The following is a 15384-nucleotide window of genomic DNA, read 5'->3' on the forward strand; positions in this document are numbered from 1 at the left end:
TCGGCGAGTCATCGGCGTGATCTAGAACCAGCCGAGCATCCTGTACACATAAAACTGCGCAATGCCGATCAATTCGTGCAACGCCGTTTCTGCGTCGCGCAGATTGGCTCGGCGCGGCCACATGCCGGTGCGCACACGGCGCACGTCGGATACCGCTGGCACGGGATCCATTTGAAAGCGGTGGAAATCCAGCATCGCGCGTGGCATGTGATAAGCCGAGGTTACGACGAAGAGCGTATCCGCGCGCTGGGCGTGCACGATCGGTGCAACGTTGCGTGCGTTCTCCCAGGTCGTGAGGCTGCGGTTCTCCAGCACGAGGTCGCTTTTCTCGACACCCGCTCGCAATAGCAACGGAGCGTAGGTATCGGCTTCGGTGGCGGCGTGATGCTGCGGGTTGCCGCCGCTCACGATCACCTTGCACACGCCGCCGGCCGCGAGGCAGCGTGCTTGCAGCGCGGCGGACATTGCAATGCGCGCGTATACGTCGTGTTTGGGCACGAGTGTGCCGTCGGCGCGCTCGTTCGTGCCGCCGCCGAGCATGACAATTGCCGTGCGTGGACCGAATGCGGAAGCGGGCGTCGTTGCCGGATTATAGGGAGTGCGATAGTTCGGGGGCTGGGCAAGATCGATTAGCGGTTTGGCCAGCCACCCCGATCCGAGCAGCCAGAAAAGGATGACGGCGATGACCGCGATCGGCCTACGGGCGCCACGCCACAGCATGAACAGCGCAAAAAATAGCGCAAATAATCCGAATAGAATCAATTTGAATGAGGTACCGTATTGGTTTCGGGATGATTCGTGTCGAGCGCAGCGGCGCCGCACGTTCTCGGGGCCCCGAATAACCTGCAGTCCTTGCCACGGCGCTCGGAAACGGCAGGGCGCCTGGCCGCGCATCGTGCAGCCGTTGCAGCCCTCGCCGGCATTGCGCCGCAGCAGGCGGGATGGCCGCAGGACTGCATTTTAAGAAAGAAGTGAGATGACCACGTATTCCAACGAAGCAGTACTCGAAGCGTTGCGGCGGGTGCAGTATCGGCAGGTCCCGTGGGCGCGACGCCCGGAAGTCTTTCAATACCTGCGCAACCTGGGGTTCATGGACACCGTCAGGCAGCGCACCGTTGCCCCCGCTCCTGGCTTTCATGCGCCGGTCGATATCGCTGTGCTGACCGAGCGCGGCCGCGCCGAATTCGCGCGCCTCTCCCGTGACGAGCGCTCCCTGAACTGGACCGAACAGCGCATGGCCGACTATGTGGCCGATGCAGTCGCGCAGTCTTCCGACGAAGCAGGCCAGGCCGACTGATAGACACCCCCAAAAAAAAGCCCGTATCGAAAGATACGGGCTTACCGGAATTACTGCTGCCACGCTGTGCTTAATGGCAAAGAGTAGACCGGTTTCGGGCGTGGTGGTTCCCATCATCTTCACGACAACGCGACGGTCGCGCCCGAATGCGCGATCTCGTGCGGCTACGGATTGCGCGGCGGGTCCGATCGATTCGGGTGAGGCGCTGCGCTGCGGCGCGCGTTATCGGCAATATCGCCACGCAGATCGCCGCGCGGCACGGCTTGCGCCGCGCCATTGGCGCGAGGGTTCTCGGCAAGTCCCCAGGAATGCGTGCCGGTGCGCGCTACGGACAAGTGCGGCGTACCGACATGCGGTGGCTTGGCCGTGGCGTCGGCTGTGAGCAAGGATGCGAGCGAGGGCAAGAGAAATTGAAGTGCAAGCAGTGCCAAAGCGCTGAGCGAAACCATGAAGCCCCGGTTCAGGAGAGTCATGGACTTCATGGGAACCTCCCGTCAATACGGGTAGTTGACGTTCGTAGACATGCTTCTAAGCTAATGGTCCCTGCGAAAGCACGCTGTAAATATTAGTAAATAGATGTTTCGCACACATCGATCCCGGCGTTGCTCGGCCCGGTTCGCCCTGAGTCAGGGCGGCCGCGAGGGCGCAATGTCGGATAGGTGGGCGAAGCGGCGAACGACGGATGAGGGTGGCCAGCGGAACTCGCCGGCTTGGGACGTCACGCAGGAGCCGCGGCGTGCGCCAGAAAGGTTAGATGCCGGGCGGTGTGGCGCCCGGCGGAAAATGCGAAAAGGTACTGGTTACGTGCTTGTGCCGCGGAGCTTCAGGCCATCTTGACCGGCGCGCGCCACGACTCCGGGTTGGTCCAGAATGCGCCGCGCAGGCGGTCGCGGCTCGGCGGTGCCGGCGGTTTCGTGGCAGTCGCGCCAATACGTCCGCGCAGCGAGATTTCGCGGCCGCTCGTACTCAGACGCTTCACGATTTCGGCGAGCGTGCCGTCGGCCTGCCATTCGTCGAAGCGGCGTCGGCAGGTGGGCGGCGAGGGGTAGCGGCCCGGCAGCTTGGACCAGCCTTCACCCGTCGAAAGCACCCAAAGCACTGCATTGACCACAGCACGCGCTTCGACGCGAGGCCGTCCGCGCCGCTCGCTCCGCGCGGGTTCCGCGCAGAACAACACCTCGACCAGCGCCCACTCGTTATCTCTCAAATCGTCGAACAGCATCATGTATCACCTCAGCGAAGCTATCTCCGGTGCGCTGCCCCGCGCTGCGCACTCTTCATGTACTTCCAGCCGACGGGCGGAGTACCAGGCGGAATCGTTTGAACGGACCAGTCTCGAAAAGCCGTGGACCGTCCTGCGATCCTGTACGTGCCTTAAAGCGAGAAGCGTGCCAGAGCACACGTTTTTGTCTCGAAGCCGCGTGGTATCAAGCCCGCGCGGGTGCTTGCCAGGGCCGTATAAGACTCGAAAACGCATCATCGGGAAATCGGGACAATCACCAATCTTGTGCAGACAAGCCCGTCCGACGTGCGTTTGCGCCGGATTGTTGCACTGCCGCGAAGTGGTTGCGGCGGGACTTTGAGCGCTCAGGACTGGACTTTTACCGCTGTAACGTGGTGAGTTTGCGCATAAAATTGCATGAAACAGAAGAATTCATGAGGTAATCGGATGAATGTGACCTTGCGGCAACTGCGAGTGTTCATCGAAGTGGCGCGTTTGCAGAGCTTCAGCAGGGCGGGCGATGAAATCGGGCTCACTCAGTCCGCGGTTAGCCGCTGCGTGCGCGAACTCGAAGCGGAGATGGGTGTGAAGCTCGTCGATCGGACCACGCGCGAGGTTCAGCTCACCGATGTCGGCGCCAATCTAATCGCGAGCATTCCGCGTCTGATCGGCGATCTGGACGACGCGCTGCGGGAAATTCGCGAGATCGGCGAGCAGCGGCGTGGCCGTGTCGTCGTCGCGGCGAGCCCGACGGTGGCATGCCGGCTGATGCCGGAGGTCGTCGCTGCGTGCGGGGAGCAGTTCCCCTATGTGACGCTCGGCCTGCGCGACGATGTGCAGAGCGACGTGCTGCGCAAAGTACGCTCAGGTGAGGTGGATTTCGGGGTCATCATCGGGCCCTTTGCGGCGGAGGATCTCGAAACCGAGTTGCTGACAACCGACTCCTTCTGCGTGGTGGTGCGCGACGACCATGCGCTCGCACGAGAAGAGCAGGTGGCGTGGCGCTCGCTCGGCGGCGAAGCGCTCGTGCTGCTCGATCACGCTTCGGGCAGCCGCCCGCTGATCGATGCGGTGCTCCAGGAGCAGGGCGTGAGCGCGCGCGTGGTGCAGGAGCTGGGGCATCCTTCGACGGCATTCGGCCTCGTCGAGGCCGGAGTGGGCGTGAGCGTGCTGCCGAAGTTCGCGCTGCCCGTGCCGGCTGGCTCGTCGCTGGTCGCGCGCTCGCTCGTGCCGCGCGCCGAACGCACCGTCGAGCTTGTGCGCCGGCGCGACCGCTCGCTCTCGCCCGCCGCCGAGGCCGTGTGGGCGCTGATTCGCGAACGGGGCGCCGGCCCCGAGGAGAGGCGCGGCGCCTGACGGACGCGGAAAAGCGCAGTGCCGGCCGGGCAGCGCGGCTTAGCCAGGCGGCTGCGCGCGCTACACTGACGAGCGTCAGCAAATGCGAATTCTCCAATTTCCCCCCCCCCGATTCCCTGCCTCTCTGGAAGCTTCGATGCGCGATCTCGATCTGTCTTCGTCTGCCATTTCCTTGCCCGATAACGCCGCTGCGCCATTTGCCGGAATCGGCGGCGGCGCCGAGGTCACGGCGCGAGATGCGGTCAGGGCGTTGCGTTCGTCGCAGATTCGCGAAGTGGCGAACGCGGGCTTCGGTGTCGCCGACGTTCTGCCGTTCTGGTTCGGCGAATCCGATCGCGTGACGCCGGCGTTCATCCGCGAGGCCGCCGCCGGTGCGCTCGCGCGCGGGGAAACGTTCTACACGCACAATCTCGGCATCGCGCCGCTGCGCGAGGCGCTCGCGCGCTACATGAGCGACCTGCACGGCGCGACACCGATGGAAAACGTCGCGGTGACGAGCGCCGGCGTGAATGCATTGATGCTCGCCGCGCAGCTCGTGGTGGGCGCGGGCGACCGCGTGGTCGCGGTGACGCCGCTTTGGCCCAACCTCGTCGAGATTCCGAAGATCCTCGGCGCGAGCGTCGAGACAGTCGCGCTCAGCTATGGCGAGCGGGGCTGGACGCTCGATATCGAGGGACTTCTGAAGGTGCTCACGCCGGGTACGAAGCTGCTCATGATCAACTCGCCCAACAATCCGACCGGGTGGGTGATGACACGCGACGAGCAGCGCGCCGTTCTTGCGCATTGCCGCCGTCACGGCATCTGGATCGTCGCCGACGAGGTCTATGAACGGCTCTATTATGGCGAGGCCGGCGAGCGCACGGCGCCGTCGTTCCTCGATCTGGCGTCGCGTGACGAGCGATTGATTTGCGTCAATTCATTCTCGAAAGCCTGGCTCATGACGGGCTGGCGGCTGGGCTGGATGGTTGCGCCGCGCGTGCTCATGGACGATCTCGGCAAGCTGGTCGAGTACAACACGTCGTGCGCGCCGTCGTTTGTGCAGCAGGCGGGCGTGGTCGCGCTAGAAGAGGGCGAGGCGTTCACGCGTTCGCTCGTCGCCGATTTGCGCGGGTCGCGCGATCATCTCGCGGCAGCGCTCGCCGGATTGCCCGGCGTCGACGTGAAAGTCCCGCATGGCGCGATGTACCTGTTCTTCAGGCTTGAGGGTGCGCAAGAGAGCCTCGAATTGTGCAAGGCGCTGGTGCGCGAGGCAGGGCTCGGGCTCGCGCCGGGCAGTGCATTCGGTCCGCAAGGCGAGGGCTTCGTGCGCTGGTGCTACGCGTGCGATCCGGCCCGGCTCGACGCTGGCGTCGAGCGCCTCTCGCACTTTCTTGCGAGCCGCGGGGCGCACTGAACGGCGCGCCGGGACGATGGGCCGAGGCGCGCGCCATGCAAGGCGCATTGACGGCTGCCGAGATGGATTCAGGGCGGATTCAAGCAGACGAAAGCAAGTCCGAAGCCGTCTTTACGCCCCCGGCGTTTTTGCGTAAGATGGCGTTCAGTCACGCGATTCCCTGCGGGAATTTCGCTGCTCCGTCCGGCTGGGTCTGGCACTTTGCCTGTGCATGTGTTGTATAACGGCCCCCCGGTGCGTGCTCCCATCAATATGACCGATCAGAATCGGGCGAGCGCGTCTCCAGTTCCATATCGTCTTTCGTCTGTCTGATCCGGTTCCATGAACCTGATTTACCTTACTTAGGGTCTGACCTGGCTGCATGAATACCCAAGAGGCGAAAATCGTCCTCGAGACTGCATTGATCTGCACGCAGGAGCCGCTGAAAATCGGCGATCTGCGCAAACTGTTTGCCGACGACATTTCGGCCGACACCGTCCGTAACCTGCTCGAAGACCTGCGTAGCGAATGGTCCGGGCGCGGTGTGGAACTGGTGGGCCTCGCATCCGGCTGGCGCTTTCAGAGCAAGCCGGCCATGCGCACCTATCTCGACCGCCTGCATCCCGAGAAGCCGCCGCGCTATTCGCGCGCCGTGCTTGAAACGCTCGCGATCATCGCGTACCGGCAGCCGGTCACGCGGGGCGATATCGAGGAAATTCGCGGGGTGACGGTCAACACGCAGGTCGTCAAGCAGCTCGAGGACCGTAACTGGATCGAGGTGATCGGCCACCGGGACGTGCCGGGCCGTCCGGCGCTTTACGCCACGACGCGTCAGTTTCTGGACGACCTCGGGCTGAAGTCGCTAGAGGAACTGCCGCCGCTCGACGATCCGTCGAGTCAGTTGGGCGAGCAATTGCTGGCTCAGCATGCGATCGAATTCCCGGACAGCGAAGTGGCGCAACTGGTTGCCGCGGGTGCACCTGAGGGCGCTGAAGCGCCGATGGCTGTGGTCGATGCGGATGCAGGGCAGGAAGCGTCCGAAGCAGCGCCAGGCATGGCCGATGCGGACGCACAGGATGCCGCGCACGCGGACCGTCCCGACGAACACGGCGGATATGGCAATTCGCGCGCCGACGCGCAGGAAACGGAGCCCGCCCGGCACACGGCCGGCGCGCTCGAAGAAGCACACCAGGGCCGCAGCGACGCGGCACAGGACGACCCCGTCTCGACGACGGATGACGAAGCCGTTCGACGCGGCATCTGACGCAACAAACATTTTTGACGCGCCCTCCGCAAGTTATTGCGTGTGGGCGCGCAACCTGACATTTCGAGGTTGTTTTGACTGATATCCACGACACCGATTCGACCGACGCGCCCGAATCCTCGCGTCGCGCGTCTTCTGCGCGCGACGACGACACGCGTGCCGACCACGGCGACGTCGCTCCGGAGGGCGTTGCCGGGGGCGAGGATCGTCCCCGCCGCGGTTTGCGCCGCGGCCCGCGCAGCCTGATCGCGCGCCGCCGCGCGGGCGCGAAGGCCAAGACCGGCGAAGGCGTCGCGGCGTCGGCCGAGTCCGCGTCGGACGCTGCCGCGCTGGTCGTGACGGAGGCCCCGCAGGACGGCGCCGTCGCTGCGCAGGCGCGCAAGCCGCGCAAGGATGCTGGCGCGAAGAAGGGTAGCCGCGAGGGCAACCGCGAAGGGCAGCGTGAAGGCCGCCGCGACGCCGCTGGCGCAGGGCAGGCAAAGCCCGCGCAAGCCGGCAAGCAGGGCGCGCGCGGTGCCGGCGAAGGCAAGGGCGGCAAGAGCAACAAGGGCGGCAAGGGCCGCGCCGAGACGCCCGCCGCCGCGACCGGGGATACGCAGGACGACCTGTTCCTCTACGTGACCTCGCCGGCCTTCGACGCCGATAACGGCGAGGGTAGCGGCGTGCATGCGCCAATGCTGCGCCGTGGCCGCGTCCAGCAGGCCAACAAGCGCGTGCTGAGCCCGGACGACGACGCGCCGAAGCTGCACAAGGTGCTGGCGGACGCGGGCATGGGCTCGCGCCGAGACATGGAAGAGCTGATCATCGCGGGGCGCGTGTCGGTGAACGGCGAGCCCGCACACATCGGCCAGCGCATTCTGCCGACCGACCAGGTCCGCATCAACGGCAAGCCGATCCGGCGCAAGCTGGCGAACAAGCCGCCGCGCGTGCTGCTCTATCACAAGCCCACCGGCGAAATCGTGAGCCACGCCGATCCGGAGGGCCGTCCGTCGGTGTTCGACCGTTTGCCGTCGATGAAAACCGCGAAGTGGCTGGCCGTGGGCCGTCTCGACTTCAACACCGAAGGTCTGTTGATGCTCACGACCTCGGGCGATCTCGCGAACCGCTTCATGCACCCGCGCTACAGCGTTGAGCGCGAGTACGCGGTGCGCGTGGTGGGTGAGCTCACCGAAGGCAATCGTCAGAAGCTGCTTAAAGGCATCGAGCTCGACGACGGCCCGGCGAACTTCCTGCGCATCCGCGACGGCGGTGGCGAGGGCACGAATCACTGGTATCACGTCGCGCTGGCCGAAGGCCGCAACCGCGAAGTGCGCCGCATGTTCGAGGCGGTCGGTCTGATGGTGAGCCGCCTGATCCGCACGCGTCATGGTCCGATCGCGCTGCCCAAGGGGCTCAAGCGCGGCCGCTGGGAAGAGCTTGAGGACAACCAGGTACGCAGCCTGATGGCGGCGGTCGGCCTGAAGGCGCCGACCGAGGACAAGGGCGGTCGCGGCAAGGAGCCGGAACGTCGTCAGCCCGATCCGATGCAAACCTCGATGGGCTTCATCAACCGCGAGCCGGTGCTGAGCTCGCACGGCGCGATGGGTCAGCCGCGCCAGTCGCGTCAGGGTCAAGGCCAAGGCCGACGAGGTTCGGCGCAGGGCGGATTCGGCAGCACGCAGGGCAACTTCGGTGGCGGATTCGGTGGCGGTGCGGGCGGCGCTGGGGGGAATCGCGGCGGCAGTCGCGGCAACGGCCGCCCCGGCACGCGTGACGTCGACGGCAACCGTGCACCTGGCGCGGCGGGCAAGCGCTCGGGTGGCAATGCGAGCGGCAATGCTGGCAACGGCGGCAATCGCCGTGGGCCCGGCGGCAACGCCAATGCGAACGGCAACCGTGCAGCGGGCGGCAACCGCACCGGCGGCGGCCAGCGCGGCGCACCGCGCAACCGTACGCGCGGGCACTGACGCAGGCACTGAAACCCTCGCGTCATGGGTATGTCGCGAGGGCTCCGCGAGTGTGTCCCAGTTTGCGTTAAGGCCCAAAAAGGGCTACAATCTCAGAGTCGCTGGGCGTGCGGCTTTTATTTGCGCCCCAGGTGCGACCACCTGGCTAAGTGAGAAGATGGGCGTTTCGCCCATTTTTTTTTGTCCTTCCGAATGGATACTTTTACAGCATCTTGGATGTTGTAAAAGTATCGTCGGCGCAGGATCCAGCCTTGGGCGGTCGTCATCGTGGGGCAGTGTGCAAGTAGGTGCAAGAGCGCGCGCTCACCTGGCGCGCGGCCCGCGAATCCCGTATCACTGGAAGTTGCCGGCTCGCTGCGCGAACATCTGGAGCAGCATAGTGCAACTGACGGAACTGATTGAAACCACGGTCACCGGGCTCGGTTACGAGCTGGTCGACCTCGAGCGCACCGGGCGCGGCATGCTGACCATCTACATCGATCAGCCCGCGGGTATCGCGATCGAGGACTGCGAGAAGGTCACGCGTCAGCTGCAGCACGTTCTGACGGTCGAGAACATCGACTACGAGCGCCTCGAAGTCTCGTCGCCCGGCCTCGACCGTCCGCTGAAGAAACTGGCGGACTTCGAACGCTTCGCGGGCTGCGAAGCGGTTATCACGTTGAAAAAGCCATTGGACGGACGGAAAACGTACCGCGGCATCGTGCATGCCCCGGAAGGCGAAACCGTTGGTCTGGAATTCGAAGGGAAGGCGGGTCCCGCGATGCTCGATTTCACGCTCGCGGACATCGACAAGGCACGCCTTATCCCCAAAGTTGACTTTAGGAGCCGCAAACAATGAGTCGCGAAGTGTTGATGCTGGTGGATGCGCTGGCACGCGAGAAGAATGTCGACAAGGACGTGGTGTTCGCCGCCCTTGAAGCGGCGCTTGCGTCGGCCTCCAAGAAGCTCTTCGACGAGGATGCGGATATCCGCGTGCATATCGACCGCGAAAGCGGCGAGCACGAAACATATCGCCGCTGGCGTGTCGTGCCGGACGAGGCGGGCCTGCAGGAGCCGGACCAGGAAATCCTGTTGTTCGAAGCGCGCGAGCAGAACCCCGAAGCGCAGATCGACGAGTTCATCGAGCAGCCCGTGCCGTCGGTCGAGTTCGGCCGCATCGGCGCGCAGGCCGCCAAGCAGGTCATCCTGCAGAAGGTGCGCGACGCCGAGCGCGAGCAGATCCTGAACGACTTCCTCGAGCGCGGCGAAAGCATCATGACCGGCACGGTCAAGCGCATGGACAAGGGCAATTTCATCGTCGAATCGGGCCGTGTCGAAGCGCTCTTGCGCCGCGACCAGCTGATTCCGAAGGAAAACCTGCGCGTGGGCGACCGTGTGCGGGCCTGGATCGGCAAGATCGACCGCACCGCGCGCGGCCCGCAGATCGAACTCTCGCGCACCGCGCCTGAGTTCCTGATGAAGCTGTTCGAGATGGAAGTGCCGGAAATCGAGCAGGGCCTTCTCGAGATCAAGGCGGCGGCGCGCGACCCTGGCGTGCGCGCCAAGATCGGCGTGGTCGCTTATGACAAGCGCATCGATCCGATCGGCACCTGCGTCGGCATCCGCGGCTCGCGCGTGCAGGCTGTGCGCAACGAGCTCGGTGGCGAAAACGTCGACATCGTGCTATGGTCGGAAGATCCCGCCCAGTTCGTGATCGGCGCGCTCGCGCCGGCTGCCGTGCAGTCGATCGTCGTCGACGAGGAAAAACACTCGATGGACGTCGTGGTCGACGAGAGCGAACTCGCGGTCGCGATCGGCCGCAGCGGCCAGAACGTGCGTCTTGCCAGCGAGCTGACCGGCTGGCAGATCAACATCATGACGCCGGACGAATCCGCGCAGAAGCAGAACCAGGAGCGCACGGTGCTGCGCGACCTGTTCATGGCGCGTCTCGATGTGGACGAGGAAGTCGCCGACATCCTGATCGACGAGGGCTTCACGAGCCTCGAAGAGATCGCCTATGTGCCGCTCAACGAAATGCTGGAAATCGAGGCGTTCGACGAGGACACCGTGCATGAGTTGCGCAACCGCGCGCGCGATGCGCTGCTCACGCAGGCCATCGCGAACGAGGAGAAGGTGGAAAGCGCCGCGCTGGACTTGAAGAGTCTTGACGGCATGGACCCGGACCTGCTCGCGAAGCTCGCGCAGCACGAGGTTCACACCCGCGACGAGCTCGCTGAGCTGGCCGTGGACGAGCTGGTCGAAATGACGGGAATGGAAGAGGACGCCGCCAAGGCGTTGATCATGAAGGCACGTGAGCACTGGTTCCAGTAAGCCTGGCAACAGGCATGGAACCCGGGCGCGACGAGCAGGAAGCGACCATGACCCACTGAACTGATCGCGGCGGGGCCTTGCCACGCAAGGCGCCCAAGGCCGCATGAAACGATGTCAACCGCAAGGAATCGGTCCTTGCATTAAGAGGAATGAATGGCGAGTAACAACGTAGCCCAATTTGCCGCGGAACTGAAAATGCCTGCAGGCGTGCTGCTGGAGCAGCTGCAGGCGGCGGGCGTACAGAAAGCGAGCGAAAGCGATGTCTTGTCGGAAACCGACAAGGCGCGTCTGCTCGACCACTTGCGCAAGTCGCATGGTTCGACCGACGCGGACAAGCGCAAGATCACGCTGACGAAACGGCATACGTCGGAAATCAAGCAGTCCGATTCGACGGGTAAGGCTCGCACCATTCAGGTCGAGGTGCGCAAGAAGCGCACTTTCGTCCGCCGCGACGAATCCGCCGGTGAGGCGGAGGCATCGAATCATGCCGCCGACGCAGCCGCTGCCGCCGAAGAGGCGGAGCTGCAGCGCCGCGAAGAGGAAGCTCGCCGCGAGGCCGAGCTGCTCGAGCGTCAGGCTCAGGAGCTCAAGGAGCGTCAGGAGCTGCTCGCACGCGAAGAGGCAGAGCGCCGCGCACGCGAAGAGGCTGCCGAGGCCGAGCGCCGTCGCGCAGAGGAAGACGCCGCGTCGAAGAAGGCGGCAGCCGATGCCGCTGCACGCGAGCTGGCCGCGCAGGCCGTGGCTGCGCAACGCACCGCAGAAAGCGAAGCGACCAAGGAAGTGAAGCAGCAACAAGATCAGCAAGACGAGCAGCGCGCCGCAGCCGAGCGCGCCGCGCAGCGCGAAGCGGCCCAGAAGGCCGAGGCCGCCGCACGCGAGGCCGCGGAAAAGGCGCAGAAGGAACAGGAAGAGATCGCCCGCCGCCGCGCGGCTGCAGAAGCCGAAGCGCGCGCGATCCGCGAAATGATGAACACGCCGCGCAAGGCGCAGGTGAAGGCGGTCGAGCCGCCCAAGCCCGCCGAGCCGGCCAAGCCCGCCGAGGCCAAGGGCACGCTGCACAAGCCGGCACGTCCGGAAGGCCAGGCGCGCCCGGCCGCATCGGCTGGCGCGAAGAAGCCCGCCGCAGCGGCTGCGCCGTCGGCGAACGCGCCGGGCGCCGGCGCGGGCGACCGCAACAAGAAGCCGGGCGCAGGCAAGGGCGGCTGGCAGGACGACGCCGCCAAGCGTCGCGGAATCAAGACGCGCGGCGACTCGTCGGGCGGCGTGGACCGCGGCTGGCGCGGTGGCCCGAAGGGCCGTGGCCGTCACCAGGACAACGCATCGACGTTCCAGGCGCCGACCGAGCCTATCGTGCGTGAAGTGCACGTGCCGGAAACCATTACGGTTGCCGATCTCGCGCACAAGATGTCCGTGAAGGCATCGGAAGTCATCAAGGTGATGATGAAGATGGGCCAGATGGTCACCATCAACCAGATGCTCGACCAGGAAACGGCGATGATCATCGTCGAGGAACTCGGCCACCGTGCGCTCGCTGCGAAGCTCGACGATCCGGAAGCGCTGCTGGTCGAAGGCCACGAAGCCGCCGACGTCGAACAACTGCCGCGTCCGCCGGTCGTCACCGTCATGGGTCACGTCGACCACGGCAAGACCTCGCTGCTCGACTATATCCGCCGCGCCAAGGTCGCAGCGGGCGAAGCGGGCGGCATTACGCAGCACATCGGCGCATACCACGTCGAAACGCCGCGCGGCGTCATCACGTTCCTCGACACGCCGGGTCACGAGGCCTTTACGGCCATGCGTGCACGCGGTGCGAAGGCAACCGACATCGTGATTCTGGTGGTCGCAGCCGACGACGGCGTGATGCCGCAAACGAAGGAAGCAATCTCGCACGCGAAGGCCGCGGGCGTGCCGCTCGTGGTGGCGATCAACAAGATCGACAAGCCCGATGCGAACCCCGAGCGCGTGAAGCAGGAACTCGTGGCCGAAGGCGTCGTGCCGGAAGAGTACGGCGGCGACTCGCCGTTTGTGCCGGTGTCGGCCAAGACCGGCACGGGTATCGACGAGCTGCTTGAAAACGTGCTGCTGCAAGCCGAAGTGCTGGAACTCACGGCGCCGGTCGTGGCTCCTGCCAAGGGTCTCGTGATCGAAGCGAAGCTCGACAAGGGCAAGGGCCCGGTTGCGACCGTGCTCGTGCAGTCGGGTACGCTCAATCGCGGCGACGTGGTGCTCGCAGGCACGGCTTATGGCCGCGTGCGTGCCATGCTCGACGAAACCGGCAAGCCCACGAAGGAAGCGGGTCCGTCGATTCCGGTCGAGATCCAGGGTCTTTCGGAAGTGCCGGGCGCGGGCGAAGAAGTCATCGTGCTGCCCGACGAGCGCAAGGCGCGCGAAATCGCGCTGTTCCGTCAAGGCAAGTTCCGCGACGTCAAGCTCGCGAAGCAGCAGGCCGCGAAGCTCGAGAACATGCTCGAACAGATGGGCGAAGGCGAAGTGCAGAACCTGCCGCTCATCGTCAAGGCCGACGTGCAGGGCTCGCAGGAAGCGCTGGTTCACGCGCTCCTCAAGCTCTCGACCAGCGAAGTGCGCGTGCAGATCGTGCACGCCGCAGTGGGTGGCATCAGCGAAAGCGACGTCAATCTTGCGACGGCTTCGAAGGCGGTCATCATCGGCTTCAACACGCGTGCAGATGCACTGGCGCGCAAGCTGGCCGAGACCAACGGCGTGGACATCCGCTACTACAACATCATCTATGACGCTGTGGATGAGGTGAAGGCGGCCATGTCGGGCATGCTGGCGCCGGAGAAGCGCGAAGTCATCACCGGTATGGTCGAAGTGCGCCAGGTCTTCAAGGTGCCGAAGGTTGGCGCGGTGGCTGGCTGTATGGTCACGGACGGTATCGTCAAGCGTTCGTCGTCGGTGCGCGTGTTGCGCAACAACGTGGTCATCCATACCGGCGAACTCGACTCGCTCAAGCGCTTCAAGGACGACGTCAAGGAAGTCAAGCAAGGCTTCGAGTGCGGTATGTCGATCAAGAACTTCAACGACATCGTCGAAGGCGACCAGTTCGAAGTGTTCGAGATCACCGAAGTCGCGCGTACGCTGTAATCCAGCGGCGCTAGCCGATAACGGGCGGGGCAGGCGCTGGCCAGCCCCGCCCGTTTTGTTTTTGGAATCATCATGCCGAAAAAACGTACTTCCCCGAATCGCAACGTGCAGATCGCCGACCAGATCCAGCGCGACCTCTCCGAGCTGATGCGCGAAGTGAAGGATCCGCGCGTGGGTCTCGTGACGATCCAGAGCGTGGAGCTCACGCCCGACTATGCGCACGCGAAGGTCTACTTCACGACCCTCACGGGCGACCCGAAGACCACGCAGGAAGCGCTCAATCACGCTGCGGGCCATCTGCATAACCAGCTGTTCAAGCGCCTGCATATTCATACGGTGCCGACGCTGCATTTCCATTACGACCAGTCGATCGAAAAGGGTGTCGAGATGTCGCGTCTTATCGACGAAGCGAACGCGACGCGCGCGAAGGACGACTGACGCTGCCACGCATGACTGCAACATCCAGGAATCCTCAAGGCGCGGCCCGTCCCAAGGTGCCGCGCCGCCTGCTCGACGGCGTGCTCCTGCTGGACAAGCCGATCGGTCTGTCCAGCAACGACGCGCTGATCCGCGCCAAGCGCCTGTTTCGCGTGAAGAAGGCGGGCCACACGGGCACGCTCGATCCGCTCGCTTCGGGCTTGCTGCCGCTGTGTTTCGGCGAGGCGACCAAGTTCTCGCAGGATCTGCTCGACGCAGACAAGACCTATGAGGCGACCATGCGCCTTGGCGTGCGCACGGCCACGGGCGATGCCGAAGGCGAAGCCGTCGAGACGCGCGAAGTGCGTTGCGACGAGGCCGCCGTGCGCGAAGCGATGGCGAAATTCGTCGGCGACATCGTGCAGGTGCCGCCGATGTATTCGGCGCTCAAGCGTGACGGCAAGCCGCTCTACGAATACGCACGTGCCGGCCAGACGGTCGAGCGCGAAGGGCGCCAGGTGACGATCCACGCGCTGGAGATGATCGCTTGCGCGCTGCCAGCCGTTCCCGAGGTGACGTTTCGCGTTACGTGCAGCAAGGGCACTTATGTGCGCACGCTCGCCGAGGACATCGGCGAGGCGCTCGGCTGCGGAGCGCATCTCGTGATGCTGCGGCGCACGGGCGTGGGCGCGCTCACGCTCGAGCATGCGGTGACGCTGGACGCGCTCACGGCCGCCGACGAGCCGGAGCGCGATGCGTGGCTTCAACCCGTGGACGCGCTGCTTTCCACGTTTCCCGCCGTGACGCTGAACGCCGACGCGGCGCGCCGCTTCACGCATGGCCAGCGCTTGCCGCTCAACGAACTCGTGATCGACCGCCAGGCGTGCGAAGCGGCCGACCGCGTGCGCGTGTATGGGGAAGAAGGGCGCTTGCTTGGCGTAGCGAAGGCGGCCAATGGCGTGCTGGCGCCCGAGCGCCTCGTGGTAAGCGGCGCGCCGGCCTGACGCGCCTGTTCAGCAATCGCGCGGCCTGTCACCGGCAGTTCGCGCGTGATACGCCCCCGAACCTGCAGGCCTCGCCACTGAACGCGTTGGA

At 65.1% G+C, this 15384-nt stretch carries 12 protein-coding genes and 1 pseudogene; 10 read left to right on the forward strand and 3 right to left on the reverse strand.

Annotated elements, in window-relative coordinates:
- Nucleotides 1-21 precede the first annotated feature (21 nt).
- Nucleotides 22-720, reverse strand: coding sequence for a YdcF family protein (locus tag NH14_RS22795; RefSeq protein WP_035526354.1), 699 nt, complete (start codon nt 718-720; stop codon nt 22-24).
- Between the two features lie 256 nt (nt 721-976).
- Here NH14_RS22795 and NH14_RS22800 point away from each other — a divergent pair, with 256 nt between their 5' ends.
- Complete coding sequence (locus NH14_RS22800; RefSeq protein WP_035525910.1) at nt 977-1297, forward strand: hypothetical protein; 321 nt, start codon at nt 977-979, stop codon at nt 1295-1297.
- A 164-nt stretch (nt 1298-1461) separates the two neighbouring features.
- Here the strand turns inward: NH14_RS22800 and NH14_RS22805 are convergent, their stop codons facing one another.
- Together NH14_RS22805 and NH14_RS22810 are read right to left on the reverse strand one after the other, a co-directional pair.
- Nucleotides 1462-1779: a hypothetical protein gene (locus NH14_RS22805; RefSeq protein WP_152617130.1), complete on the reverse strand. Its 318-nt coding sequence runs from the start codon at nt 1777-1779 to the stop codon at nt 1462-1464.
- A 344-nt stretch (nt 1780-2123) separates the two neighbouring features.
- Nucleotides 2124-2519: pseudogene (locus tag NH14_RS22810) on the reverse strand (transposase); the annotation flags it as partial.
- 447 nt (nt 2520-2966) lie between these two features.
- Here NH14_RS22810 and NH14_RS22815 point away from each other — a divergent pair.
- From NH14_RS22815 to truB, 9 genes are all read left to right on the forward strand, one after another.
- The gene (locus tag NH14_RS22815) at nt 2967-3875 is read left to right on the forward strand and encodes a LysR family transcriptional regulator (protein WP_035525917.1); all 909 of its coding nucleotides are present in this window, start codon (nt 2967-2969) and stop codon (nt 3873-3875) included.
- 136 nt (nt 3876-4011) lie between these two features.
- Entirely contained in the window at nt 4012-5268 is a 1257-nt protein-coding gene (locus NH14_RS22820) for a pyridoxal phosphate-dependent aminotransferase (protein WP_084225382.1), read from the forward strand.
- Nucleotides 5269-5629: 361 nt separating this feature from the next.
- Nucleotides 5630-6511, forward strand: a complete 882-nt coding sequence (scpB, locus tag NH14_RS22825; protein ID WP_035525920.1) for an SMC-Scp complex subunit ScpB — start codon at nt 5630-5632, stop codon at nt 6509-6511.
- A 74-nt stretch (nt 6512-6585) separates the two neighbouring features.
- Nucleotides 6586-8457, forward strand: coding sequence for a 23S rRNA pseudouridine(2605) synthase RluB (gene rluB / locus NH14_RS22830; protein WP_035525923.1), 1872 nt, complete (start codon nt 6586-6588; stop codon nt 8455-8457).
- A 379-nt stretch (nt 8458-8836) separates the two neighbouring features.
- A complete protein-coding gene (rimP, locus tag NH14_RS22835; RefSeq protein ID WP_035525925.1) occupies nt 8837-9295 on the forward strand; it encodes a ribosome maturation factor RimP in 459 nt (152 codons plus the stop codon).
- The gene (gene nusA, locus NH14_RS22840; protein ID WP_035525927.1) at nt 9292-10767 is read left to right on the forward strand and encodes a transcription termination factor NusA; all 1476 of its coding nucleotides are present in this window, start codon (nt 9292-9294) and stop codon (nt 10765-10767) included. The genes rimP and nusA overlap by 4 nt, the downstream gene beginning before the upstream one ends.
- A 153-nt stretch (nt 10768-10920) precedes the next feature.
- A complete protein-coding gene (gene infB / locus NH14_RS22845) occupies nt 10921-13872 on the forward strand; it encodes a translation initiation factor IF-2 (protein ID WP_035525930.1) in 2952 nt (983 codons plus the stop codon).
- Nucleotides 13873-13944: 72 nt separating this feature from the next.
- Nucleotides 13945-14310 (forward strand): 30S ribosome-binding factor RbfA, encoded by a 366-nt coding sequence (rbfA, locus tag NH14_RS22850; protein ID WP_035525933.1) that lies wholly within the window; start codon nt 13945-13947, stop codon nt 14308-14310.
- Nucleotides 14311-14321: 11 nt separating this feature from the next.
- Nucleotides 14322-15293 carry a tRNA pseudouridine(55) synthase TruB gene (gene truB, locus NH14_RS22855; protein WP_035525935.1) on the forward strand — a complete coding sequence of 324 codons (972 nt, stop codon included), beginning with the start codon at nt 14322-14324 and terminating at the stop codon, nt 15291-15293.
- The last annotated feature ends 91 nt before the right edge of the window (nt 15294-15384 follow it).

The organism is Paraburkholderia sacchari (assembly GCF_000785435.2).
GTDB lineage: Bacteria > Pseudomonadota > Gammaproteobacteria > Burkholderiales > Burkholderiaceae > Paraburkholderia > Paraburkholderia sacchari.

Coding starts and splice junctions, on each gene's coding strand:
- scpB (WP_035525920.1), top strand. CDS start 5,630: ATGAATACCCAAGAGGCGAAAATCGTCCTCGAGACTGCATTGATCTGC.
- NH14_RS22800 (WP_035525910.1), top strand. CDS start 977: ATGACCACGTATTCCAACGAAGCAGTACTCGAAGCGTTGCGGCGGGTG.
- NH14_RS22820 (WP_084225382.1), top strand. CDS start 4,012: ATGCGCGATCTCGATCTGTCTTCGTCTGCCATTTCCTTGCCCGATAAC.
- NH14_RS22795 (WP_035526354.1), bottom strand. CDS start 720: ATGCTGTGGCGTGGCGCCCGTAGGCCGATCGCGGTCATCGCCGTCATC.
- rbfA (WP_035525933.1), top strand. CDS start 13,945: ATGCCGAAAAAACGTACTTCCCCGAATCGCAACGTGCAGATCGCCGAC.
- NH14_RS22805 (WP_152617130.1), bottom strand. CDS start 1,779: ATGAAGTCCATGACTCTCCTGAACCGGGGCTTCATGGTTTCGCTCAGC.
- nusA (WP_035525927.1), top strand. CDS start 9,292: ATGAGTCGCGAAGTGTTGATGCTGGTGGATGCGCTGGCACGCGAGAAG.
- truB (WP_035525935.1), top strand. CDS start 14,322: ATGACTGCAACATCCAGGAATCCTCAAGGCGCGGCCCGTCCCAAGGTG.
- NH14_RS22815 (WP_035525917.1), top strand. CDS start 2,967: ATGAATGTGACCTTGCGGCAACTGCGAGTGTTCATCGAAGTGGCGCGT.
- infB (WP_035525930.1), top strand. CDS start 10,921: ATGGCGAGTAACAACGTAGCCCAATTTGCCGCGGAACTGAAAATGCCT.